At 74.2% G+C, this 24,023-nt stretch carries 23 protein-coding genes and 1 pseudogene; 2 read left to right on the forward strand and 22 right to left on the reverse strand.

Going from position 1 to position 24,023, the window contains the following annotated elements:
• Positions 1–398 precede the first annotated feature (398 nt).
• From dapB to rimP, 19 genes and pseudogenes are all read right to left on the reverse strand, one after another.
• Complete coding sequence (gene dapB / locus GCU67_RS15305) at positions 399–1,211, reverse strand: 4-hydroxy-tetrahydrodipicolinate reductase (RefSeq protein ID WP_211661469.1); 813 nt, start codon at positions 1,209–1,211, stop codon at positions 399–401.
• A 55-nt stretch (positions 1,212–1,266) separates the two neighbouring features.
• On the reverse strand, positions 1,267–1,629 hold the full coding sequence (locus tag GCU67_RS15310) for a VanZ family protein (protein WP_338105044.1): 363 nt from the start codon (positions 1,627–1,629) through the stop codon (positions 1,267–1,269).
• A gap of 4 nt (positions 1,630–1,633) precedes the next feature.
• Complete coding sequence (locus tag GCU67_RS15315) at positions 1,634–3,010, reverse strand: M16 family metallopeptidase (protein WP_170311064.1); 1,377 nt, start codon at positions 3,008–3,010, stop codon at positions 1,634–1,636.
• The gene (locus GCU67_RS15320) at positions 3,007–5,268 is read right to left on the reverse strand and encodes a polyribonucleotide nucleotidyltransferase (RefSeq protein ID WP_163612088.1); all 2,262 of its coding nucleotides are present in this window, start codon (positions 5,266–5,268) and stop codon (positions 3,007–3,009) included. The genes GCU67_RS15315 and GCU67_RS15320 overlap by 4 nt, the downstream gene beginning before the upstream one ends.
• Before the next feature lie 251 nt (positions 5,269–5,519).
• Complete coding sequence (gene rpsO, locus GCU67_RS15325; RefSeq protein WP_056287976.1) at positions 5,520–5,789, reverse strand: 30S ribosomal protein S15; 270 nt, start codon at positions 5,787–5,789, stop codon at positions 5,520–5,522.
• 162 nt (positions 5,790–5,951) lie between these two features.
• The gene (locus GCU67_RS15330; RefSeq protein WP_163612089.1) at positions 5,952–6,923 is read right to left on the reverse strand and encodes a bifunctional riboflavin kinase/FAD synthetase; all 972 of its coding nucleotides are present in this window, start codon (positions 6,921–6,923) and stop codon (positions 5,952–5,954) included.
• Between the two features lie 24 nt (positions 6,924–6,947).
• Positions 6,948–8,096, reverse strand: a complete 1,149-nt coding sequence (locus GCU67_RS15335; protein WP_211661470.1) for a branched-chain amino acid aminotransferase — start codon at positions 8,094–8,096, stop codon at positions 6,948–6,950.
• A 100-nt stretch (positions 8,097–8,196) separates the two neighbouring features.
• The gene (locus tag GCU67_RS15340) at positions 8,197–8,529 is read right to left on the reverse strand and encodes an antibiotic biosynthesis monooxygenase family protein (RefSeq protein ID WP_163612090.1); all 333 of its coding nucleotides are present in this window, start codon (positions 8,527–8,529) and stop codon (positions 8,197–8,199) included.
• Between the two features lie 58 nt (positions 8,530–8,587).
• Positions 8,588–9,508 carry a tRNA pseudouridine(55) synthase TruB gene (gene truB, locus GCU67_RS15345; RefSeq protein ID WP_163612091.1) on the reverse strand — a complete coding sequence of 307 codons (921 nt, stop codon included), beginning with the start codon at positions 9,506–9,508 and terminating at the stop codon, positions 8,588–8,590.
• Positions 9,505–10,806, reverse strand: coding sequence for an MATE family efflux transporter (locus GCU67_RS15350; protein ID WP_211661473.1), 1,302 nt, complete (start codon positions 10,804–10,806; stop codon positions 9,505–9,507). Before GCU67_RS15350 ends, truB begins: the two co-directional genes overlap by 4 nt.
• Positions 10,803–11,789 (reverse strand): DHH family phosphoesterase, encoded by a 987-nt coding sequence (locus tag GCU67_RS15355; protein ID WP_163612092.1) that lies wholly within the window; start codon positions 11,787–11,789, stop codon positions 10,803–10,805. Before GCU67_RS15355 ends, GCU67_RS15350 begins: the two co-directional genes overlap by 4 nt.
• Complete coding sequence (locus tag GCU67_RS15360) at positions 11,786–12,025, reverse strand: hypothetical protein (protein ID WP_163612093.1); 240 nt, start codon at positions 12,023–12,025, stop codon at positions 11,786–11,788. Before GCU67_RS15360 ends, GCU67_RS15355 begins: the two co-directional genes overlap by 4 nt.
• Positions 12,022–12,576, reverse strand: coding sequence for a 30S ribosome-binding factor RbfA (rbfA, locus tag GCU67_RS15365; RefSeq protein WP_163612094.1), 555 nt, complete (start codon positions 12,574–12,576; stop codon positions 12,022–12,024). Before rbfA ends, GCU67_RS15360 begins: the two co-directional genes overlap by 4 nt.
• Before the next feature lie 78 nt (positions 12,577–12,654).
• On the reverse strand, positions 12,655–12,948 hold the full coding sequence (locus GCU67_RS15370) for a DUF503 family protein (RefSeq protein WP_163612095.1): 294 nt from the start codon (positions 12,946–12,948) through the stop codon (positions 12,655–12,657).
• A 136-nt stretch (positions 12,949–13,084) separates the two neighbouring features.
• A complete protein-coding gene (gene infB, locus GCU67_RS22030) occupies positions 13,085–14,923 on the reverse strand; it encodes a translation initiation factor IF-2 (RefSeq protein ID WP_246215191.1) in 1,839 nt (612 codons plus the stop codon).
• A gap of 1,083 nt (positions 14,924–16,006) precedes the next feature.
• A pseudogene (locus tag GCU67_RS22520) lies at positions 16,007–16,147 on the reverse strand (translation initiation factor IF-2 N-terminal domain-containing protein); the annotation flags it as partial.
• 201 nt (positions 16,148–16,348) lie between these two features.
• Entirely contained in the window at positions 16,349–16,615 is a 267-nt protein-coding gene (locus GCU67_RS15380; RefSeq protein ID WP_163612097.1) for a YlxR family protein, read from the reverse strand.
• Between the two features lie 8 nt (positions 16,616–16,623).
• Complete coding sequence (nusA, locus tag GCU67_RS15385) at positions 16,624–17,757, reverse strand: transcription termination factor NusA (protein ID WP_163612098.1); 1,134 nt, start codon at positions 17,755–17,757, stop codon at positions 16,624–16,626.
• Entirely contained in the window at positions 17,754–18,548 is a 795-nt protein-coding gene (rimP, locus tag GCU67_RS15390; RefSeq protein WP_338105047.1) for a ribosome maturation factor RimP, read from the reverse strand. The genes nusA and rimP overlap by 4 nt, the downstream gene beginning before the upstream one ends.
• A gap of 198 nt (positions 18,549–18,746) precedes the next feature.
• On the opposite strand from rimP, the gene GCU67_RS15395 reads away from it, so the two are divergent.
• Complete coding sequence (locus GCU67_RS15395) at positions 18,747–19,271, forward strand: hypothetical protein (protein ID WP_163612100.1); 525 nt, start codon at positions 18,747–18,749, stop codon at positions 19,269–19,271.
• Between the two features lie 33 nt (positions 19,272–19,304).
• Entirely contained in the window at positions 19,305–19,772 is a 468-nt protein-coding gene (locus GCU67_RS15400; protein WP_163612101.1) for a DUF4439 domain-containing protein, read from the forward strand.
• A gap of 54 nt (positions 19,773–19,826) precedes the next feature.
• Here the strand turns inward: GCU67_RS15400 and GCU67_RS15405 are convergent, their stop codons facing one another.
• From GCU67_RS15405 to ispG, 3 genes are all read right to left on the reverse strand, one after another.
• Positions 19,827–21,755 carry a penicillin-binding transpeptidase domain-containing protein gene (locus tag GCU67_RS15405; RefSeq protein ID WP_338105048.1) on the reverse strand — a complete coding sequence of 643 codons (1,929 nt, stop codon included), beginning with the start codon at positions 21,753–21,755 and terminating at the stop codon, positions 19,827–19,829.
• 135 nt (positions 21,756–21,890) lie between these two features.
• Positions 21,891–22,742, reverse strand: coding sequence for a GNAT family N-acetyltransferase (locus tag GCU67_RS15410; RefSeq protein WP_338105049.1), 852 nt, complete (start codon positions 22,740–22,742; stop codon positions 21,891–21,893).
• 37 nt (positions 22,743–22,779) lie between these two features.
• Positions 22,780–23,946, reverse strand: a complete 1,167-nt coding sequence (gene ispG, locus GCU67_RS15415) for a flavodoxin-dependent (E)-4-hydroxy-3-methylbut-2-enyl-diphosphate synthase (RefSeq protein WP_163612102.1) — start codon at positions 23,944–23,946, stop codon at positions 22,780–22,782.
• Positions 23,947–24,023 lie beyond the last annotated feature (77 nt).

Genomic DNA, 24,023 nt, shown 5'->3' on the forward strand with positions numbered 1-24,023 from the left:
GCATGGGGATGTGTTACTTGGCACTGACTTTCGGCACGCTGTTGAGTTCTCAAGGAGCGGACGCGCACGACTCCCGACCACTTCCGTGGCCGTTCTCCGTGGCGGCTTGTCCTACAGTACGCCGAGCACGGCTCGCTGTCACACCCTGGGGGTCTGACCTCGCGGCTCCCGGCCCTTCCGGCCCGGTCTCGCTCGGCGCAAAGAGGAAGTTACGCGGCGGGGAACGGGCCGTCAAGCCGGTCGCGGCCCTCGAGGACCGGTTTCGACCCTCGGAGCGCCCTGCTGACCGTGAAACCGCAGGTCACGACGATCCGGTGCCTACGAAATTGCGGCACAGGTCACGTGAACGGAGGGTGTCCGGACGCTCCATGAGTCACTCGGGTCCCACCCGTCACACCTCAGAGCCCGAGCAGCCCCTCGATGCCCAGCGTCAGGCCCGGCCGCCGGCTGATCTCGCGCACGGCCAGCAGCACGCCCGGCATGAACGACGCCCGGTCGTAGGAGTCGTGCCGCAGGGTGAGGGTCTCCCCCGCTGCACCCATGAGCACCTCCTGGTGGGCGACCAGTCCGCTGAGCCGCACGGCGTGCACGGGCACCCCGTCGACGTCGGCCCCCCGTGCACCCGGCAGCGAGTCCTGCTCGCGGGTGGCGTCCGGTGCGGCGGGCACGCCGGCCGCCCGGCGGGCGTCCGCGACGAGGCGGGCCGTCCGGGCCGCGGTCCCCGACGGGGCGTCGACCTTCTGCGGGTGGTGGAGCTCGACGATCTCCACCGACGGGAAGAAGCGCGCCGCCTCCTGGGCGAAGCGCATCAGCAGGACGGCGCCGATGCCGAAGTTGGGGGCGATGAGGACGCCCACCTCGGGCTTGGGCTCCAGCCACTGGGCGATGGTGGCCAGCCGCTCCTCGTCGAAGCCCGTCGTCCCCACGACGCAGTGGATGTTCTGGTCGATGCAGAAGCGGATGTTCTCCATGACGGAGTCCGGCCGGGTGAAGTCCACGACCACCTGGGCGCCGGCGTCGGCGACGTTGAACAGCCAGTCGCGCTCGTCGACCATGGCGACGAGCTCGAGGTCCGCCGCGGCGTCGACCGCGCGGCACACCTCGGCGCCCATCCGGCCGCGGGCCCCGAGCACCCCCACCGACAGGAGCGGGGAGTCCCCGGTGGGGGCGGGAGCGGGAGTGGGGACGACGGTCGTCGAGCTGGTGGTCATGCCGCGATGCTCACCAACGACGGGGGCCGACGCAAGACAGATCCCCGTGGCGGGTTCAGCGCGTGCCGCGTCCACGGGTGGACAGGGCCCACAAGGTGAGCCCGAGGAGCACCCCGGCCGAGTCGGCGACCCAGTCCAGGAGCTCGGCGTCCCGGCCCACCAGGTCGGTGCCCTGCACCACCTCGCTCACAGCGGCGTACGCCACCAGGGACACGGTGGCCACCTGCCGCCCGACCCCGGCCCACCGGGCGGTGAGCGCCAGGACCAGGAACAGCGACAGGTGGACCACCTTGTCCACGCCCGGCGGCGAGGAGGGCACACCGGACGGCGGGGTGAAGAGCACCGCGAGGGACACGAGCACGGCGACCGCGAAGGCCCCGCGGGCCAGTGCGCCGTGCTGAGCTGACAGTGACGTCACGCGGTCAGGCGGCGAGCAGCCGGTCGAGGTCGCGCTCCCGGTAGGGACCGACGACCGCCAGGCAGGTGGGCCGGGTGAAGAGGTCCGCCGCGACGGCCCGCACCTGCTCCTCGTCCACCCCGTCGAGCAGGTCGAGCACCGCGCGCACGGGCAGGTACTCCCCGAACGACAGCTCGCTCTTGCCCAGTCGGCTCATCCGCGAGCCGGTGTCCTCCAGCCCGAGCACCAGTCCCCCCTTGAGCTGACCCTGGGCACGGGCCACCTCCTCGGCGGTCAGCCCGGTCCCGGCGACCTCGGTCAGGCAGGCCCGGACCAGCCGCAGCACCTCCGGCACCCGCTTGGGCGAGCACCCGGCGTAGACCGAGAAGCTGCCCGCGCCGGCGTAGTGGGTCAGCGAGGAGCCCACGCTGTAGACCAGGCCCCGCTTCTCCCGGATCTCCTGGAACAACCGTGAGCTCATGCCCCCGCCGACGGCGGCGTCGAGCACCGCGGCGGCGTACCGGCGCTCGTCGAGCCGGCCCATCCCCAGGCTGCCCAGCAGCAGGTGGGTCTGCTCGGTCGTCCGGCGGATCAGCCCACCGGGGCGGGCCGGTGCGGTGAGGGGGACGTCCTCCCCCGACCGCAGCGGGTCGGGGCGGGCGTCGCCGGACAGCCGGTCGCCGAAGGCAGCGGTGACCAGGTCGAGCACCTGCTGGTGGTCGACCCGGCCGGCGGCGGCGACCACGATGGAGGGCACCGCGTAGCGCTGGCGGTACCAGCCGTCGACGTCGTCCCGGGTGAGGGCCTCGATCGAGGAGATGGTGCCGAGCACCGACCGGCCCAGGGGTGTGTCGCCGAAGAGCGTCTCGGCGTACAGGTCGTGCACGGCGTCGGCGGGCTCGTCGTCGCGCATGGCGATCTCCTCGAGCACCACGGTGCGCTCGGACTCCAGGTCTGGTGCGGTGTTCAACGCCTCGGTGACCAGGTCACCCAGGAGCGTCACCGCCAGCGGGAGGTCGCTGGCGAGCACGTTCGCGTAGTAGCAGGTGTGCTCCTTGGCGGTGAAGGCGTTCATCTCACCGCCCACGGCGTCCATCGCCGTGGCGATCTCCAGCGCCGTGCGGCTGCGCGTCCCCTTGAACAGCAGGTGCTCGAGGAAGTGCGAGGAGCCACCCACCGACGGGCTCTCGTCCCGGGAGCCCACGCCGACCCAGATGCCCAGCGTCGCCGACAGCACCCCGGGCATGGTCTCGGTGATCACGCGGAGGCCGCCGGGCAGCTCGGTGCGCTCCACCCGGCCGCCGACCTCGTCGACGTCGAGCAGTGCCGTGGTGCCGACCGGGGCCGGGACGGACGCCGCAGCGCCCGTCCCGGCCCCGGTCAGGCCGTACGACGTGGTCATGCCTCCGCGGGAGCGGTGTCGTCGGCCGGGGCGCTGTCGCCGGCAGCGGCGGCCTCGCCCTCGACCACGGGCACCAGGCTGATCTTGCCGCGGGCGTCGATGTCGGTGATCTCGACCTGCAGCTTGTCGCCGACGTTCGCGACGTCCTCGACCTTGGCGATCCGCTTGCCGTTGCCCAGCTTGCTGATGTGCACCAGGCCGTCACGACCGGGCAGCAGCGAGACGAAGGCGCCGAAGGCCGTCGTCTTCACCACGGTGCCGAGGAACCGCTCGCCGACCTTGGGCAGCGTCGGGTTGGCGATGGCGTTGATCCGGTCCACGGCCGCCTGGGCCGAGGGGCCGTCGGAGGCACCGACGTAGATCGTGCCGTCGTCCTCGATGGTGATGTCGGCGCCGGTCTCGTCCTGGATCGCGTTGATCATCTGCCCCTTGGGGCCGATGACCGCACCGATCTTGTCGACCGGGATGCGCACCGTGGTCACCCGGGGGGCGAACGGGCTCATCTCGTCGGGACCGTCGATCGCCTCGAGCATGACGTCGAGGATGTGCAGCCGGGCCGCGCGGGCCTGGGTCAGCGCACCGGCGAGGACGTCGGAGGGGATGCCGTCGAGCTTCGTGTCCAGCTGGAGGGCCGTGACGAAGTCCTTGGTGCCGGCGACCTTGAAGTCCATGTCACCGAACGCGTCCTCGGCACCGAGGATGTCGGTCAGCGCGACGTACTGCGTCTTGCCGTCGACCTCGTCGGAGACCAGGCCCATGGCGATGCCGGCGACCGGCGCCTTCAGCGGCACACCGGCGTTGAGCAGGGACAGCGTCGAGGCGCAGACCGAGCCCATCGAGGTGGAGCCGTTGGAGCCGAGAGCCTCCGACACCTGACGGATCGCGTAGGGGAACTCCTCACGGTCCGGCAGCACCGGCAGCAGCGCGCGCTCGGCGAGCGCGCCGTGGCCGATCTCGCGGCGCTTGGGCGAGCCCACGCGGCCGGTCTCACCGGTGGAGTACGGCGGGAAGTTGTAGTTGTGCATGTAGCGCTTGCGGGTGACCGGGTTCAGCGTGTCCAGCTGCTGCTCCATGCGGAGCATGTTCAGCGTGGTGACGCCCATGATCTGGGTCTCGCCGCGCTCGAACAGCGCCGAGCCGTGCACCCGGGGCAGGACCTCGACCTCGGCCGACAGCGGCCGGATGTCGGTGAGGCCACGGCCGTCGATGCGGATCTTGTCGCGGAGGATGCGCTGGCGCACGACCTTCTTGGTCACTGCGCGGAAGGCACCGGAGACCTCCTTCTCACGACCCTCGAACTGACCGGCGAGAGCTGCCTTGACCTCGTCCTTGAGGGCGTCGGTCGCCTCCTCGCGCTCCTGCTTGCCGGCGATGGCCTGGGCCACGGTCAGCTTCTCGGTGGCGTGGGCCTCGACGGCGGCGTAGACGTCGTCCTGGTAGTCCAGGAAGCGGGGGAAGTGCGCCTCGGGCTTGGCGGCGTTGGCGGCCAGCTCGGCCTGCGCCTGGCACAGCCCCTTGATGAAGGGCTTCGCGGCCTCGAGACCGGCGGAGACGACCTCCTCGGTCGGGGCGATGGCGCCACCGGCGATGAGCTCGATCGTCTTCTCGGTGGCCTCGGCCTCGACCATCATGATCGCGACGTCGCCGTCGGGCAGGACCCGGCCGGCCACGACCATGTCGAAGACGGCGTCCTCGAGCTCGGTGTGGGTGGGGAAGCCGACCCACTGGCCGTTGATCAGGGCCACGCGGGTGCCACCGACCGGGCCGGAGAACGGCAGGCCGGAGAGCTGGGTCGACGCCGAGGCGGCGTTGATCGCGAGCACGTCGTAGACGTGGTCGGGGTCCAGCGACAGGACGGTGATGACGACCTGGACCTCGTTGCGCAGGCCCTTGGCGAAGGTCGGGCGCAGCGGGCGGTCGATCAGGCGGCAGGTGAGGATCGCGTCCTCCGACGGGCGGCCCTCCCGGCGGAAGAACGAACCGGGGATCTTCCCGATCGCGTACATCCGCTCCTCGACGTCGACCGTCAGGGGGAAGAAGTCGAACTGGTCCTTGGGCTGACGGCCGGCCGTGGTGGCCGACAGCAGCGTGGTGTCGCCCATGGTGGCGACGACGGAACCGGCGGCCTGCTTGGCCAGCCGGCCGGTCTCGAAGGTGACGGTGCGGGACCCGAGGGCCCCGTTGTCGATCACCGCGGTGGCGCTGAAGACGCCGTCCTCGGCGTCGAAGTCGGTGGCGTCGGTGCTGGGTGAAGACATCGTGTCCTCTTCCTACGTCGCATGCGGCGACGTCCTCTTCGCGGCGGGTGCGCCGTCGGCGTCCGGGGCGACCGGTGCTCGATCGAAGCCCTCGGGGCGCGGGTGCCTGCGATCAGGCTCGCTGTCCCGGGGGCCACCACCGAGGACCGGCCCACGCGGGGCGGGCGGCGCTTCGGCCGGTGTCCCGTGCGGCGGGTGCCGCACGAGTGAGGGGACCGGCCCGGCGTGCCGGACAGGTCCCCTCGGTGGTGCTAGCGGCGCAGGCCGAGCCGCTCGATGAGCGAGCGGTACCGGTTGATGTCGGTCTTGGCCAGGTAGTTCAGCAGGCGGCGACGACGACCGACCAGCAGGAGCAGGCCCCGCCGGCTGTGGTGGTCGTGCTTGTGCATCTTGAGGTGCTCGGTCAGGTCACTGATCCGTCGGGTCAGCATCGCGACCTGCACCTCGGGGGAACCGGTGTCGCCCTCGACCGTCGCGTACTCGGTCATGATCTGCTTCTTCGTCGCGCTCTCGAGCGCCATCTTTGCCTCCAGGGCAGGTCACGTGTGGCCCCCGGTCTGTGTCACGGGGGCAGCAGGCACACACGTCGGTCACCCGACGTCACGCCCGAGATTACACGGGCCTGACAAGGCCCCGGTGGGCCGCGTTCCCGCAGAGCCGGCTCGTCCCCCGGGGCGGGGCGGTCAGAGCCCGAGCAGGGTGCGGGTGCGGGAGACGTCGTCGGCCATGGCGACCAGCAGCTCGGGGATGCCGGCGAAGGTGGTCATCGGCCGCAGCCGCTCGACGAACTCCACCCCCACGTGCTCGCCGTAGAGGTCGCCGGTGAAGTCGAGCAGGAATGCCTCCACCGTGCGCCGGGCGCCGGAGAAGGTGGGGTTGCTGCCGACCGAGATCGCCGCCGGGTGCCGGCTGCGGGTGGCACCGTGGTGGTCGCGCAGCACGAGGTGGCCGGCGTAGACCCCGTCGGCGGGGACGGCGGTGTACCGGGGGCTCTCGACGTTCGCCGTCGGGTAGCCGAGCTCGCGGCCGCGCCGGTCACCGCGCACCACGATGCCGTCGACCCGGTGCGGGCGGCCCAGGGCCAGCGCCGCCGAGGCCATGTCACCGGCGGCCACGCAGGCCCGGATGTAGGTGGAGGAGATGGTGACCTCGCCGTCGCCGGTGGGGTCGGGGGCCGAACCGACGCTCGTCAGGTCGACCCCCTCGACGCCGAAGCCGAAGCGGCGGCCCTCGGCGGTGAGGGTCCCGACGTCGCCCTCCGCGCGGTGCCCGTAGGTGAAGTTGCGTCCCACGACGACCTGGGCCGCGTGCAGGTGCTCGACCAGGACGGTGTGGGTGAACTCCCCCGGGGTCAGCCGGCTGAACGCCGAGGTGAACGGCAGCACGCACATCGCGTCGACACCGAGGGCGGCGACCAGCTCGGCCTTGCGGTCGGCCGCGGTGAGGATCGCCGGGTGCGACCCGGGGCGGACCACCTCGGCCGGGTGCGGGTCGAAGGTCAGCAGCAGGGCCGGCCGGTGCATCGCCCGGGCCCGGGCCACCGCAGCGCCGATCAGGTGCTGGTGCCCGAGGTGGACCCCGTCGTACATGCCGATGGTGACGACCGCCCGCCCGAGGTCACCCGGGGCGGCGTCCAACCCACGCCAGCGCAGCACTCGACTCCCCTGCCGACCGTCGGCTCAGGAGGCCGGGGCGACGCGGTGCAGCCAGCCGTGCGGGTCGGCCACCCGCCCGTGCTGGACGTCGAGCAGGTGCGCGCGCAGCTGCATGGTCAGCGGCCCGGGCTCGCCGTCCCCGACGACGAAGTCGCCGGTGCGGGCCTTGACCGCACCCACGGGGGTGATCACGGCCGCGGTGCCGCAGGCGAAGGTCTCGGTGACCGTGCCGTCGGCGACGCCGGCCCGCCACTCCTCGACGCTGAACTTCCGCTCAGTGACCCGGTGCCCCAGCTCGCGGGCCACGGTGATCAGCGAGTCGCGGGTGATGCCGGGCAGCAGCGTGCCGGTGAGCTCGGGAGTGACCAGCTCGGCGTCCTCGCCGGAGCCGAGGACGAAGAACAGGTTCATCCCGCCCATCTCCTCGACGTACTTCTTCTCCACCGCGTCGAGCCAGACCACCTGGTCGCAGCCGGCGGCGATGGCCTGCTCCTGGGCCAGCAGGCTGGCGGCGTAGTTGCCGGCGCACTTGACGTCGCCGGTGCCCCCGGGAGCTGCCCGGATGTAGTCCTCGGACAGGTAGACCGACACCGGGTGGACACCGCGCGGGAAGTAGGCCCCGGCCGGGCTGGCGATGACGACGAACAGGTACTCGTGGGCCGGCCGCACACCCAGGAACGGCTCGACCGCCAGCTGGTAGGGCCGGATGTAGAGCGTCTGGTCCAGACCGGTGGGGACCCAGTCGCGGTCGGCGTCGACGAGCGCGTCGACGGCGGTGAGGAACGCCTCCTCCGGCACCGGCGGCATGGCCAGCCGCCGCGCACCGCGGACGAACCGGGCGGCGTTGGCCTCCGGGCGGAAGGTGGCCACGCTGCCGTCGGGCTGGGCATAGGCCTTGAGGCCCTCGAAGATCGACTGCGCGTAGTGCAGCGCCGCCGCGCTCGGGTCCATCTGCAGCGGCGCGTAGCGGGTGATCCGGGCGTCGGCCCAGCCCTCACCGGCGCGGTACCGGGCGATGAACATCGAGTCGGTGAAGTACCGGCCGAAGCCGGGGTCCGCCAACTGCTCGGCACGCTCGGTGGCGGAGCGGCGCGGCACGTCCTCCACGACCAGCGGCACGCCCTCGACGAACGTCCGGGAGGAGGTGCGGCTGTCGTTGAGCGTGTCGGTCATGGCTCCCACCTGAGGTGCTGGTGCTGGCGTCCCGGCGGGTGCCGGTCCGCGACAGGAGCCTAGCCCGCGCCCGGGGCGGCCCCCGGGCGCGGGCGGGGGGTCAGCTCTTCTCGCCGTGCGGGCCGGAGGACTGGACGACCTCGTAGCTCTCCAGGTGGTTCTGCGAGCGCTCGGCCGCGGGGGCGAGGGTGTCACCGCCGCCGTCGTGCGCCCGGTCGAAGTCCTGGCTGGTCTGCCAGGCCTCGTAGGCCTCCTGGCTCTCCCAGCGGGTGTAGACGAGGTACCGGTCGGTGCCCTCGGCGGGGCGCAGCAGCTCGAACCACTCGAAGCCCGGGGTGGTCTCCACGGCACCGGCGCGGCCCCGGAACCGCTCCTCGAACCGTTCACGCTTGTCCACCGGCACGGTCACGGCGTTGATCTTCACGACGCTCATGGGCCCTCCCTGCCCAGCGACGCCGCCGGTGACACAGCGGTTCGCCCGGTACCGCCGGTCAGCCCGGCGGGAAGCCGACGACGACCTTGGCCAGCGGGCCGGCGTCCTCGACCAGGGCGACGAGCCGGCCGTCCGGAGCGACCGCGGCGTGCAGGCCCGGCACACCCGCGGCCGGCACCCGCTGGCCGTACCCGAGCGCGACGGCCTCGGTGGCGGTCAGCTCCCGGGCCGGGAAGACCGCGCGGGCGGCGTCGGTCAGGGCGACCACGCCCGGACCGCTGCCCGGGCCGGCCAGCGCACCGGCGGCGTCCTCCACCGGGCGGGCCTGCTCGGTGCTGAACGAGCCGGAGGAGGTGCGGCGCAGTGCGGTGAGGTGCCCGCCGACGCCCAGCGCCGTCCCGGCGTCCCGGGCGATGGCCCGGACGTAGGTGCCGGTGCTGCAGGAGACGGTGACGTCGACGTCCATCAGGTCCGGGGTGGGCCGGGCGAGGCGGTGGACGTCGATCGAGTGCACGGTGACCGAGCGGGCGGCCAGCTCGAACTCCTCCCCGGCCCGCACCCGGTCGTAGGAGCGCTTCCCGTCGACCTTGACCGCGCTCACCGACGACGGCACCTGCTGCAGCGCCCCGACCTGTGCGGCCAGGGCGGCCCGGACGGCGTCCTCGGTCACGCCGGCGGCCGACGCCGTGGCGGTGACCTCGCCCTCCCGGTCGTCGGTGACGGTGCGCTGGCCCAGCCGGATCGTCGCCTCGTAGGTCTTGTCCGAGCCGGAGAGGTACCCCAGCAGTCGGGTGGCCGCGCCGACCCCGAGCACCAGCAGACCGGTGGCCATCGGGTCGAGGGTGCCGGCGTGGCCGACCTTGCGGACGCCCATCACCCGCCGGGCGATCGCCACGACGTCGTGGGAGGTCATGCCGCCGGGCTTGTCGACCAGCAGCAGGGACGGCGGGACGTCGGCGTCGGGCTTCCTCGGACTCACGGGCTCACGCTCTCACCCAGCCAGGCACTCCCCCGCACCCGCTGCCCGACTGCGACCAGCCGCAGCACGATGAACAGGGTCAGCCCGGTCCACACCCCGGGCAGGCCCCAGTCCAGCCAGCCCGACAGCAGGGACAGCGGCAGAAAGCCCAGCAGGGCCGCACCCAGAGTCACGGTGCGCAGGTACGCGACGTCCCCGGCGCCCATCAGCACGCCGTCGAGGGCGAAGACCACCCCGGCCAGCGGCTGCATGAGCGCCAGGAACCACCAGACGACGCCGGCCTGGGCGAGCACCGCCGGGTCGTCGGTGAAGACCCCCGGCAGCACCGGGCGCAGCGCCAGCAGCGCGACGGCCACGACGACGCCGGTGCCCAGGCCCCAGCGCACCACCCGGACGGCGGTGTGCCGGGCCTCGTCCGGGCGCCGGGCACCGAGGGCGGTGCCCACCAATGTCTGCGCGGCGATCGCGTAGGCGTCGAGCACCAGGGCGAGGAACAACCAGAGCTGCAGCGCGACCTGGTGGGCGCCCAGCTGGGCGGTGCTGGAGCGGGCGACCACGGCGGCGGCCACGGCGAAGGCCACCTGGAGCACCGCGGCCCGCAGCAGCAGGTCCCGGCCGAGCACGAGCTGGGCGCGCAGGGCCGGGGGGTGGGGCCGCCAGGGGACGTCCGAGCCGGCCAGCTCGCGGGCCAGCGTGCGGACGAAGAGCGCCGCCGAGACCGACTGCCCGGCCACGTTGGCCACCGCCGAACCGACCAGCCCGAGTCCTGCGGTGTGCACCAGCAACGGGCACAGCACCAGGCTGACCAGGCTGCCGGCGAGCACGAAGACCATGGGGCGGCGCAGCTCCTGCACCCCGCGGAGCCAGCCGTTGCCGGCCAGGGCCACCAGCAGCAGGGGCAGCCCCGGGCTGGCCACCCGCAGCCACTGCTCGGCGGCCTCGGCCACCGGCCCGGGTCCGCCGGCCATCACGCGGGTCAGCGGACCGGCCAGCAGCTGGAAGAGCGCGGCGAGCACCGTGCCGAGCCCCACGGCCAGCCAGGTCGCCTGCACGCCCTCGGCGACCGCACCGGGGCGGTCACCGGCACCCGTGCGGCGGGCGGCCCGGGCGGTGGTGCCGTAGGCGAGGAAGTTGAGCAGGGCGGCGACGTAGGCCAGCAGGCCACCGCCCACGGCCAGACCACCCAGGGCGGTCGTGCCCAGGTTGCCGACGACGGCGGTGTCGACGAGCAGGTACAGCGGCTCGGCGGCCAGGACGACGAGCGCCGGCGCAGCCAGCGCGGGGATCGACCGGCTCAGCGCGAGAGCTCCGCCCGCAGCTGGGCGATCGTCCCCTCGCGGTCCAGCGGGGAGCTGTAACCGGCGGCGGCCCGGTGCCCGCCGCCTCCCAGGGCCATCGCCACCCGGGCCACGTCGGTTGCGCCCCGCGAGCGCATCGACACCACCCACGAGCCGTCGTCGGCGCCCTTGAGCACGGCGGCGACGTCGGCCTCGGCGGTCGCCCGGACGACGTCGACCAGGGCCTCGAGCTGGTCCGGCGCCAGCCCGTGCTCGCGCGCCTCGGCCGCGGTGGACCAGGTCAGCACCAGTCCGGCGCCCACGTCGGGCTCGAGCACCGCCCGGCCGGTGACCGCGGACAGCAGGCCGAGCCAGCCGAAGGGGGCGGTGTCGAACAGCCGCCGGCTGATCGCGGCGTGGTCGATGCCGGTGCGCAGCAGCCGGGCGGCGAGCTCGTGCGTGCCCGGGGCGGTGTTGCCGAAGCGGAAGGAGCCGGTGTCGGCGGCGAGCCCCGCGTAGAGGCAGGTCGCCAGCTGCTCGTCGAGGTCGACGCCCAGGCCCTCGAGGAGGTCCGCGACCAGGACCACGGTCGCGGCGGCGTGCGGGTCGACCACCGGGACGTCGCCGAACCCGGGGTTGCTGGCGTGGTGGTCGACGACGATCGACCGCCCCGCGGACTCCAGCAGCCCGGCCAGCGCACCCAGCCGGCCGGGCGAGGCGGCGTCGAGGCTGACGAACAGGTCGGCGTCGGCGGGCACGGTGCCCGGGTGCACGAGCCGGTCGGCACCGGGCAGCCAGCCCAGCGACTGCGGCAGCACGAACGGCTCGGGGAACGTGGCGACCACCCGGGCGCCGCGGCGCCGCAGCCCCTCGGCCAGGGCGAGCGTGCTGCCCAGGGCGTCGGCGTCGGGCTGCACGTGGCCGGAGAGCACCACGGTGGCCCCGGCGGCCGCGGCTGCGGACAGCAGCTCGACGGCCGCCGGCACCTGGACGTCGACGGTCACGGGTGCGGGTCCGCCCCGGGCGGCTGCTGCGGCTCGGGGTCGGTGTTGCCGCCACCGACCGCGTAGTGCGAGCCGTCGTCCGGCTCGTCGGCGGCGATGCTGTCGACCTCGCCGATCTGGCCCTGCTTGCCGCCTGCGGTCGGGTCGCCGGTGCCCGGCTCCTCGCGGCCGCCCAGCGTGACGCCCTGGTGCTCGCCGTCCAGGTCGTCGGGATCGGGGTCGACGGCCTCGGTCACGAGGCGCTCCGCTGGGCCGTGGCGGAGGGCCGCTCGTCGGCGAAGTCGTCGGTGCGGCCGGCACCGGCCTCGACGGTCACCTCGTCGTCGGCGAGGTCGTCCTCGGCGAGGTCGTCGTCCTCGTCCTCGTCGACGGCGGGCTTCTTGTAGGGGTCGGCGTCACCGGCGTACTCGGCGCCCTCGCGGGCGCGGGCCAGCTCGGCGTCGGCGTACCGGGCCCGCTCCAGCGCCTGCTCGAGCTCGCGGGCGGTGTCCGGGACGATGTCGGCGACGAAGGTCAGCGTCGGCACGAACTTGATGCCGGTCTGCTTCCCCACCGTCGAGCGCAGCACCCCCGTGGCGCTGGCCAGGGCCCGCGCGGAGTCCTCGATCTCGTTGTCGTTGCCGTAGACGGTGTAGAAGACCGTCGCCTCACGGAGGTCGCTGGTGACCCGCGCGTCGGTGATGGTGACCATCCCCAGCCGCGGGTCCTTGATCTGCATCTCGATCGTGGCGGAGACGATCTGACGGATGCGCACCGCCAGTCGGCGTGCCCGGGCGGGATCGGCCATCTCAGCTGCTCCTTGGTCTCATTGCCCCCTCGCAGGGGCCCGTCACGAGCGTGCGGGTGACGGGGGCGAGGGGGTCCTTCAGTCGGTGTCGCTGATCAGCTGCCGGTGGGTGGACAACAGCGTCACCTCAGGGCGTTCGGCCAGCAACCGCTCGCACGCGTCCAGGACGTCGGTCACCTGGGCGGCGTCACCGGCGACGGTGGCGATCCCGATCTGCACTCGTCGGTGCAGGTCGAGGTCGCCGGCCTCGGCGGCGGCCACCGCGAAGCGGCGCCGCAGCTCGGCCACGATCGGCTTCACCACGGCGCGCTTCTCCTTGAGCGAGTGGACGTCACCGAGCAGCAGGTCGGCGCTCAGCGCCCCGGTGAACACCGGTGCCCCTCCTCTTCCCTGCCGCTCGACGGTGCCCGTCCCGTCCTCCCCGTCCCGGCGGACCGGGGCGGGGAGGGACGGGCGGCCCCGGCCTCCCTGCCCGAGCGTGCTCAGGCGGGGAGGGCGGGGTCCTTCGTCACGCGCGCGGCTTCTCGCGCAGCTCGAAGGTCTGGATGACGTCCTCGGGCTTGATGTCGTTGAACGACCCCAGCCCGATGCCGCACTCGTAGCCCTCGCGGACCTCGGTCGCGTCGTCCTTGAAGCGACGCAGCGACTCGACGGTCAGGTTGTCCGCGACCACGTTGCCGTCCCGGATGAGACGGGCCTTGGAGTTGCGGACGATCGTGCCGCTGCGGACCAGCGAGCCGGCGACGTTGCCGATCTTCGGGACCCGGAAGACCTCGCGGACCTCCGCGGTGCCCAGCTGGACCTCTTCGTACTCGGGCTTGAGCATGCCCTTGAGCGCGGACTCGATCTCCTCGATGGCCTGGTAGATGACCGTGTAGTACCGGACGTCCACCCCCTCGCGGGCAGCCAGCTCGGTCGCCTGGCCCTCGGCCCGGACGTTGAAGCCCAGGACGATGACGTCGTCGGCCAGCGCCAGGTCGATGTCGCTCTTGGTGATGCCACCGACGCCGCGGTGGATGACCCGCAGCGAGATGTCGTCGCTCACCTCGATCTTCATCAGTGCGTCCTCGAGCGCCTCGACGGTGCCCGAGTTGTCGCCCTTGATGATCAGGTTGAGCTGACGGGTCTCCTTGAGCGCGGCGTCGAGGTCCTCCAGGCTGATCCGCTTCCGCATCGTCGCGTTCTGCGCGTTGCGGATCCGGGCCTGGCGGCGGTCGGCGATCTGGCGGGCGATCCGGTCCTCCTCGACGACGAGGAAGGTGTCACCGGCGCGCGGCACCGAGGTCAGGCCGACGACCTGGACCGGACGGGCCGGCAGGGCCTCCTTGAGCTTGTTGCCGTGCTCGTCGAGCAGCGACCGGACGCGACCGTAGGCGTCACCGGCCACGATCGAGTCGCCGACGCGGAGCGTGCCGCGCTGGACCATGACCGTGGCGACGGGGCCACGACCCTTGTCCAGCTTGCCCTCGATGACGACACCCTGCGGGTCCTGGCCGATGTTGGCGCGCAGGTCCAGCGAGGCGTCGGCGGTGAGCAGGACCGCCGCGAGCAGGTCGTCGAGACCCTGACGGGTGGTCGCGGAGACGTCGACGAACATCGTGTCGCCGCCGTACTCCTCGGCCACCAGCCCGTACTCGGTGAGCTGCTGACGGATCTTGGCGGGGTTGGCCCCCTCCTTGTCGATCTTGTTCACCGCGACCACGATCGGCACGTTGGCGGCCTGGGCGTGGTTGAGCGCCTCGACCGTCTGCGGCATGACGCCGTCGTCGGCAGCGACCACCAGGACGACGATGTCGGTGACCTTCGCGCCACGGGCACGCATCGCGGTGAACGACTCGTGACCCGGGGTGTCGATGAAGGTGACCGGGCGCTCGTTGCCCTCCAGCTCGGTGACGATCTGGTAGGCGCCGATGTGCTGGGTGATCCCACCGGCCTCCTTGCCCGCCACGTTCGCGTGCCGGAGCGCGTCGAGGAGCTTGGTCTTGCCGTGGTCGACGTGACCCATGACGGTGACGACCGGCGGACGGATGTCCCAGTCGTCCTCGTCGTCGCTCTCCTCGTCGCCGAAGGTGAGGTCGAAGGTGTCGAGGAGCTCGCGGTCCTCGTCCTCCGGGCTGACGACCTGGATGACCCAGCCGATCTCGGCGCCGAGCAGCTGCAGCGTCTCGTCGTTGACCGACTGCGTCGCGGTGATCATCTCGCCCAGGTGGAACAGGGCGGTGACCAGCGCGGCGGGCTCGGCGTTGATGCGCTCGGCCAGGTCGGTCAGGGACGCGCCACGCGGCAGCCGGACGGTCTGGCCGTTGCCACGGGGCAGCGAGACGCCGCCCATGGACGGCGCCGCCATGGAGTCGAACTCCTGACGCCGCTGCTTCTTGCTCTTGCGCCCGCGGACCGGACCACGACCACCCGGACGCCCGAAGGCACCCGCTGTGCCCGCACCGGAGCCACCGCGGCCACGGCCACGACCGCCGCCGCCGCCACCGGGGCGGAAACCACCGGCCGGAGCACCGCCGCCGCCACCGGGGCCACCAGGACCACCGGGACCGCCGCCACCGGGACGGAAGCCACCGCCGCCGCCACCACCGGGACGGAAGCCGCCACCGGCGCCACCGCCACGACCGGCACCCGGGCCACCGGCACCGCCGGGACCACCCGGACGACCGCCGGCAGAGGGCCGGGGCGGCATCATGCCGGGGCTCGGACGCTGCGGCATCATGCCGGGGTTGGGACGCGGTCCGCCGGGACCGGCGGACGGACGCGGGCCACCGGGACCGGACGCGGGCCGGGGACCGCCCGCGCCGGGGCCGGGACGGGGACCGCCCGGAGCCGGACGGGGACCGCCGGGACCGCCCTGGTTCGGCGCACCGGGCGCCGGCGCCGGACGCGGACCGGCGGCAGCCGGACGCGGGGCGCTGCTGAAGGGGTTGTTGCCCGGCCGCGGGGCCGGACGGGGGCCGGGACGCGGGCCGGAGCCGACCGGACGCGGACCGGGGGTGGCGCCACCCTGACCGGGAGCACCGGCCGGACGCGGACCCGGGGCAGCCGGGGCCTGGGCCGCGGGGGCCTGGGCGGCCGGAGCCTGGGATGCGGGGGCCTGTGCAGCCGGGGCCGCTGCGGCCGGGGCCTGCGGGGCGACCGGACGGGCCTGCGGGGCCGGCCGCGGGCCGGGACGCGGACCCGGGGCCGCCGGACGTGCGGGAGCCGGGGTCGACGCAGCGGCCGGGGCCGAGGTCGGGACGGCAGCCGCTGGGGCCTGGGGGGCGACCGGAGCCGCGGGTGCAGACGGCGCGACCGAGGTCACCGGTGCTGCGGTGGCCGAGGCCACCGGAGCGGACGGGCGCGGTGCGGCCGGGCGCGGGCCGGGGCCGGGACGGGCACCGGTCGAGCCGGAGCCGCTGGGCGAGCCGGCACCGGGGTACGCCTCACGGAGCCGCCGGGCCACGGGGGCCTCGACGGTGGAGGACGCGGACTTCACGAACTCGCCCTGCTCCTTGAGCTTGGCGAGCACTGCCTTGCTGTCGATGCCGAGCTCTTTCGCGAGCTCGTGTACGCGGGCCTTGCCTGGCACGGGTCTCCTCTGGTGAGGCCGGCGGCGGGCCCGCTCGACCTCGGTCTTAGTGGTGGTGCATGGTCATCGTGGCGACTTCACGGGTTGCTCATCCGAGGTCGTCCTGCTCTCGTAGTGGACCGGCCGGTTGCCGGTCCGACGGTGTTCGTCCTGCGGTGTCCGTCCTGCGGGTGCTGCTGCTCGGGGTGCGGTGCCGGCCGGTCACGAGGACCGGGCGGAGACGAGCTCCTCGAGCGCTCCGGTCTCCAGTGTGGCGCTGCTGCGCAGCGCACGCGGGAAGGCCCGGCGCCGGACTGCTGCCTGCAGACACTCCGCGGTGGGGTGCAGGGACGCACCCCGGCCGGGGAGCCGCCGCCGCGGGTCGGGGGTCAGACCCCCGCCGCGGACGACGACACGCAACAGCTCGGTGACCGGTGCACGTCTCCGGCAGCCCACACAGGTGCGCACCGGGTTCGACGGATCGGCCATCTCCTAGTCTAGCGCGCCGACGGGCCGGGGTGTTCCGACCGCCGCCCGGGAGTGCGGGCACCCCCCTGGGGGCCGCGGCCGGTGGGCCGTCCGCCCAGGCCGCCGGGGCCGGTGGGCCGCAGCGGCGCACGCCCGATCCCCGGGGACGCCGGTGCGTCGCCGTCGGTGGGCTGGGCGTCGCTGCGGATGTCGATGCGGCAGCCGGTGAGGCGGGCGGCGAGGCGGGCGTTCTGCCCCTCCTTGCCGATCGCCAGCGACAGCTGGTAGTCGGGCACGACCACCTGCACGGCGCGGGCGGCGGCGTCCACGACGCGGGCGCTGGTGACCCGGGCCGGGGCGAGCGCGGAGGCGACGAACGTCGCGTCGTCGTCGGAGAAGTCGACGATGTCGATCTTCTCGTCGTGCAGCTCGCTCATCACGTTGCGGACTCGCTGGCCCATCGGGCCGATGCAGGCGCCCTTGGCGTTCAGGCCCGGGACCGAGGTGCGGACGGCGACCTTCGACCGGTGCCCGGCCTCTCGGGCGACCGCCACGATCTCGACGCTGCCGTCGGCGACCTCGGGGGCCTCCAGCGCGAAGAGCTTGCGCACCAGGTTGGGGTGGGTGCGGGAGAGGGTGACCTGCGGGCCGCGGGGGGTGCGCGCCACGGAGACCACGTAGGCCTTGACCCGGCTGCCGTGCTCGTACTTCTCCCCGGGCACCTGCTCCGCCTGCGGCAGCTGGGCCTCGACCTTGCCGATGTCGACCAGCACCAGGCCCTGGGTGTTGCGGCGGGCGTCGGCCTGCACGACACCGCTGACGATGTCGCCCTCGGTGCCGGCGTACTCGCCGAAGGTCTGCTCGTTCTCCGCCGCGCGCAGCGCCTGCACCATCACCTGCCGGGCGGTGCTGGCCGCGATCCGGCCGAAGTCACCCGGGGTGTCGTCGAACTCGTGCACGACCTCGCCGTCGGGCCCCCGCTCCTGGGCCAGGACGGCGACGTCGCCGGTCGTCCGGTCGATCTGCACCCGCACGTGCTGGGCCGACCCCTCCGCCTGCCGGTAGGCGGTGACCAGGGCGCTCTCGATCGCGTGGAGCACGGTGTCGGCGGGGATGTCCTTGTCCCGCTCGATCGCCGCGAGGGCGGTCAGGTCGATCTTCACTTCTGTTCCTCCTGGTCGCGACCGTGCGTCCCGCGGGGCGCGGCGGGGACCCGGTCGCCCGGTCCTCCCGCTGCACCGGCCGCGCTGGCCCTGGTCGGGTGGTGCTCGTCGTCGTCGGTGCCCTCGGGCCCGTCCGGCTCGTCGTCCAGCTCGTCGTCCGACAGCTCGTCGTCGTCGAGCTCGTCGTCGGTGTCGGTGTCGTCCTCGTGCTCGTCGGTCTCGTGCTCGTCGGCCTCGTAGACCAGCGCGGCGTCACGGTGGCCGGCCGGACGGGTGAACTCGACCTGCACCCGCGCCTCGCCCAGCTCCGCCCAGGGCACCGTGCGCTCCCCGACTGTGCGGCGCACCTGGCCCTTCTTGGTGCCGCCCTTCTCCACGGTCAGCACCACGCCGTCGTCCTCGATGCGCACCACCCGGGAGGTGACCTGCTCGCGGGCCTTCTCCGGTCCGACCGCGACGGTGACCAGGCGGCCGACGTTGCGCCGCCAGTGCCGGGGCAGGGTCAGCGGCCGGTCGACGCCGGGGCTGGTGACCTCCAGGACGTAGGGCGAGCGGCCCAGCGCCTCGTCCTCCGCGTCCAGACGCTCGGACAGCGCGCGGCTGACCTGGGCGACGTCGTCGAGGCTGACGCCCGCGTCGCGGTCGACGACGACCCGGACCACCGAGCGCTGGCCGGCCGGGCGGACGACGAGCTCCTCGAGGTCGTACCCGGCGGCGGCCACGACGGGCTCGACCCACTCCGTGAGCCGGGTGGTCACCTCGTCGCCGGCGCCTGCAGCTCGCGTGGACACCGGTTGCCTCCTGTTGTGTTGGACCGCGACAGCCACCGGGCGCGCTCCCCGGTGCCCACCGGGGCACTGCTGCCCCGGCACGCTGCGCGTGAGGTGTCAGGTTACCGCCCGCACCTCCCGTCCCACCTGCCACGCGGGCGTGACCTGTGCCGCCACCGTCCCGACGCCGGCCCGGCCGGGCTGCCAGGATGGACGGCGATGTCCGGTCCGCTGTCGTCCTCCTCCGCCGCCGGCGCCTTCAGCCGCCGCAGCCTGCTGCTCGGCACGCTCGCCGGCGCCGCCGCGCTGGCGACCGGGTGCACCGGCGACCCGGTGGAGGACGCCGACGCCGTCACCCCCGCCCAGGTCGACCAGCTCGCGGCCCAGGTGCAGGTGCAGGAGACGCTGGTGACCGCCTACGACAGCGCCCTGTCCGCCGCACCGGAGCTCGCCACGACCGCAGCCGGCCTGGCCGACCAGGCCCGCGCCCAGCTCGACCGGCTGCGGGCCGCCGCCCCGGGCGCCGGAGCCTCCAGCAACGCTCCCCCGGCTCCCGGCACCCCGGCCGCCCCGGTGACCGACGGCCCGCCGGACGCCGCGGGCGCCCGCGAGTGGCTGCGCAGCCGGGTGACCGCGGCCGCCGACGCCCACGCCGCGGCGTGCCCGGCGTTCACCGGCGGCCGGGCGGCACTGCTGGGCAGCGTCTCCGCCGGGCTCCGGGGTCAGGCCGGGCAGCTGGCGTGACCGGCACCGTCCCCTCCCGGAGAGGTCAGCACCGTGCCTGACGCCCCGAGCACCGCCCCGTCCCCCACCGCCGCCGAGGACGCCGCGCTGCAGAGCGCACTGGCCGCCGCGCACACCGCCGTCTGGGGCTACGCCGTGGTGGGTGCTGCCCTGCCGCTGGAGCAGCGCGAGCCGGTGGCCGCCGCCCGCCAGGCGCACCGCGACCTCCGCGACCGGCTGGCCGTGCTGCTCACCTCCCGCGGGGTCGAGCCGGTCGGCGCCGAGGGCGGCTACGCGCTGCCGTTCCCGGTGCTGTCGGCGGTGGACGCCGCCGTCCTCGCGGTCACCCTCGAGGACGGGACGTCGTCGGCGTGGACCTGGGTCCTGGACCAGGCCACCGAGACCGGCACCCGGGAGCTCGGCGTCGCGGAGCTCGGCGCTGCGGAGCTGCGGGCGGTCGGCTGGCGGACCGCCGCCGGCCGCACCCCGGTGACCAGCCCGTTCCCGGGCCTCCCGGACTGACCGCCTCCGCCGGTCCCGCCCGCGACGTGCGCGGGCGGGACCGGGGCACTGCGGTCAGAGACCGCCGAGGAAGGCGTCGGTGACGTCGACGGCGAGCTTGCTGGTCTGACCGGCCTCGACCAGGACGGCGAAGGCCAGGTCGCCCTGCGGCCCGCCCGCCTGCCAGCCCATGAACCACCCGTGCGAGTCCGGCGGGGTGTTGGTGCCGAACTCGGCCGTGCCGGTCTTGCCGAAGACCTCACCGCGGTCGGCGACCCCGGTCGCGGTCCCGGTGAGCACGACCTGGCGCATCATCGGCCGCAGCGCGTCGAGGACCTGCTGGCCGGGCCCGGCCGGTGCCGGCCCGGCCGGGTCGGCGCCCACCACCTCCACCGGGGCGGCCGGGGTGCCGCTGGCGATGCCGGCCGCGACCAGCGCGAGCTGCGCCGGGCTCATCAGGACCTGACCCTGGCCGATCTGGTCGGCGGCCTTGGTCGTGCCGGTCGCGTCGGCCGGCACGTCGCCGCTGTAGACGCCCACCGGCAGCTGCCAGTCGCTGCCCACGCCGTAGGAGGCGGCGGCCGCGGCGAGGGCGTCGTCGGGCAGGGCCGTCCCCTGCTGGATGAAGGTGGTGTTGCAGGACTCGGCGAAGGCCTCGGTCAGCGGCACGGTGCCCAGGTCGAACTGGTCCTCGTTCTCGAACTCGCGGCCCTCGACGACCGTCGTCCCAGGGCAGGGCACCGGGGAGTCGGGGGTGAGCGCGCCGGCGGACAGCAGCGCGGTCGCCGTCATCGTCTTCATGCTCGACCCGGGCGGGAACTGCCCGGACAGCGCGTTGGTGGGGTTGGCCGCCTCGTTGGAGCTGACGGCCAGGACCTCCCCGGTGCCCGGGCGGACGACCACGAGGTGGGTGGCCAGCGGCTGGGCGGCGACGGCGGCGTCCGCGGCGTCCTGCACGGCGGGCAGCAGCGTGGTCTGCACCGGGGTGCCGGGCACGGGCTCGACGGCGGCGATCTCCCGGCCGGCGTCGTTCAGGGTCTCGTCGGTGCTGGCGACGGAGACCGAGAACCCGGCGGTGCCGGTCAGCTGCTGCTGGTAGGCCAGCTGCAGACCGGAGAGCCCCAGCTGGTCACCGGACGTGTAGAGCGGCTCGCCGTCCTCGCCCACGGTGGCCGCGAGGACGTCGGCGGTGGCCTCGCCGACCCGGCCCAGCAGTGCCAGCCCGAACCGGGAGCTGGGTGCCAGCAACCGGGTGCTGGTCGGGAAGACCGCGCCGGGCAGGTCGAACACCTGGCTGCGGATCTCCTCGAAGTCCGGGCGGCGCAGCGTGATGACCGGGACGAACTGGCCCTCCGGCGCGGCGTCCACGTCGGCGGTGATCTCCTCCGCGGAGACCCCGGTGGCGGCGGCGAGCCCGGCGGCCAGCGCGGGCAGGTCGGTCACCTGGGCCTTGTCGACGCCGACGTTGACCACCTCGGTCTCGGCGAACAGCGGGGCGCCGGTGCCGTCGGTGATCGGAGCCCGGTCGGGCAGCCGGCGGGACAGCTCCAGGTGCTGCCCCGAGGCCAGCTCCGGGTGGACGACGGTCGGTGCGGCCACGACCTGCCAGGCGTCGTCGGCCTCGCGCAGCTGCAGCGAGGCGTCGTACTGCCAGTCGGGGGCGGCGGGGAGGTCCCAGGTGGCCCGCCAGGCGACGGTGGCGGTCTCGTCGGTGACCGTGACGGCGCCCAGGGCGGGGGTCAGGGTGGCGTCGGGGAGGTCGGTGGCGGTCTGCTGCAGCAGCGTGGTGACCGCGGCCGGGTCGGTGCTGCGGCCCGCGGCGGCGTCGGTCCGGCTGGCCGCCCAGTCGTCGAGGAAGGCCTGCGCCGCAGCGCGGACGTCGTTGGTGGGGTCGCTGGAGCAGCCGGCCAGCAGCGGCGCCAGGACCAGGACGGCCGCACCGCCCGCGGTGGCCGCCCGGCGGGTGGCCCTGGCCCTGCTCTCGGAACGTGATCGGCTGCGCACGTACCCCACCCTGGCAGACGCAGCTCCCACGACCGAGCACCCCGCCCTCAGAACAGGAACGCGCCGGTCAGGCGCCCGGCCCCGCTGCAGGGTCCCGCGCCGCGCGGAGACAGGGTGGGGGGCAGCGGGGTCCTTTCAGAAGAGGACGGAGGCGAAGGTGCCGACCTGGGTGAAGCCCACCCGCTGGTAGGCCGCCCGGGCGGCGACGTTGTAGTCGTTGACGTAGAGGCTGACCACCGGGGCGATCGCGGTGCGGGCGTACTCGACGACCGCGGCGGTGCCGCGCTGGCCGATGCCCTGGCCGCGGTACTGCGGGGCGACCCAGACCCCCTGGACCTGGCAGGCGGACCGGGAGACGGCGCCGACGTCGGCCTTGAAGAGCACCTCCCCGTCGCGGATCAAGGCCAGCGACTGCCCGGCGCGCACCAGGTCCGTCACCCGGGCCCGGTACCCGGCGCCGCCGTCGACGCGCAGTGGGCTGACCCCGACCTCCTCGGTGAACATGGCGATCGCGGCGGGGAACAGCAGGTCGATCTCGGCCGACCGCACCGGCCGGACCGCGGGCTCGGGCGGCACGGCCGGCGGCCCCTCGATGGCCATCAGCGGCTGCCGGGCGCGGACCTCGCGGGCCGGCCCCCAGGAGGGCTCGAGGAGCTCCCACAGCGGCAGCACCGAGGCGGCCGGGCCCACGATCGTGGAGCAGCGGCGGCCGGCCCGCCGCGCCCGTTCGGCGAACGCGGCTGCCGCGGCACGCTCGGTGCCGGGCCGGGCGAACGGGATCAGGTTCGCGCCGGCCAGGCAGACGGCGTCCAGCCGCCGCCCGGTCGACAGGCCCCACAGCGGGGCACCCAGGGTGGCCGTCGCCGTCCCGTGGGTCTCGATCCGGCCGGCGAGCATGCACGCCGCGACCGGGTCGGTGTCGAGCAGCTCACGGACGGCGACCTCGTCGTCGGCGTCGAGCACCCGGGCGGCAAGTGACCGCAGCACGTGGGACCCCGCCCTCGACCGGCTCAGCAGGTGCGGGTCAGGAGACGGTGACGACCGGCGAGCCGCCGGCGGCCGCCAGCTCGGCAGCGCTCATCGCGGCGGCCAGGCGGTTGGCCTCCTCGATGAGCGTGGCCACGATCAGCTCCTCGGGCACGGTCTTGACGACCTCGCCCTTGACGAAGATCTGGCCCTTGCCGTTGCCGGAGGCGACCCCGAGGTCGGCCTCGCGGGCCTCGCCGGGGCCGTTGACGACACAGCCCATGACGGCGACGCGCAGCGGCACCTCCATGCCCTCGAGGCCCTCGGTGACGTCGTTGGCGAGCTTGTAGACGTCGACCTGGGCGCGGCCGCAGGACGGGCAGCTGACGATCTCCAGCCCGCGCTGGCGCAGGTTGAGCGACTCGAGGATCTGGTTGCCGACCTTGATCTCCTCCGCCGGCGGTGCGGAGAGGGAGACCCGGATCGTGTCGCCGATGCCCTGGGACAGCAGCGCGCCGAAGGCCACCGCGGACTTGATCGTGCCCTGGAAGGCAGGACCGGCCTCGGTGACGCCCAGGTGCAGCGGGTAGTCGCACTGCTGGGCGAGCAGCTCGTAGGCGCGGACCATGACCACCGGGTCGTTGTGCTTGACCGAAATCTTGATGTCCTGGAAGCCGTGCTCCTCGAACAGCGACGCCTCCCACAGCGCGGACTCGACCAGCGCCTCGGGGGTGGCCTTGCCGTACTTCTCCAGCAGCCGCTTGTCCAGCGACCCGGCGTTGACGCCGATCCGGATCGGGGTGCCGGCGTACTTCGCGGCCCGGGCGATCTCGCCGACCTTGTCGTCGAACTTCTTGATGTTGCCCGGGTTGACCCGGACGGCGGCACAGCCGGCGTCGATCGCGGCGAAGACGTAGCGCGGCTGGAAGTGGATGTCGGCGATGACCGGGATCTGCGACTTCTTGGCGATGATCGGCAGCGCCTCGACGTCGTCGGTGTCCGGGACGGCGACCCGCACGATCTGGCAGCCGGAGGCGGTCAGCTCGGCGATCTGCTGCAGCGTCGCGTTGATGTCGGCGGTCTTGGTGGTCGTCATCGACTGCACGCTCACCGGGAAGTCGCTGCCCACGCCGACACCGCCCACGTCGAGCTGGCGGGTCTTGCGACGGGGAGCGAGGACGGGAGGGGGCGCAGCCGGCATGCCGAGACTGACGGGGATCGCCATGCGCCCAGTATCTACCGCTCGGGCGAGAAGGCGGTGGCGGCACCGCTGTGACCTGCCCCGGCCCCCTCGCGGGGGCC

The organism is Modestobacter muralis, from assembly GCF_010682105.1.
Taxonomy (GTDB): Bacteria; Actinomycetota; Actinomycetes; order Mycobacteriales; family Geodermatophilaceae; genus Modestobacter; species Modestobacter muralis.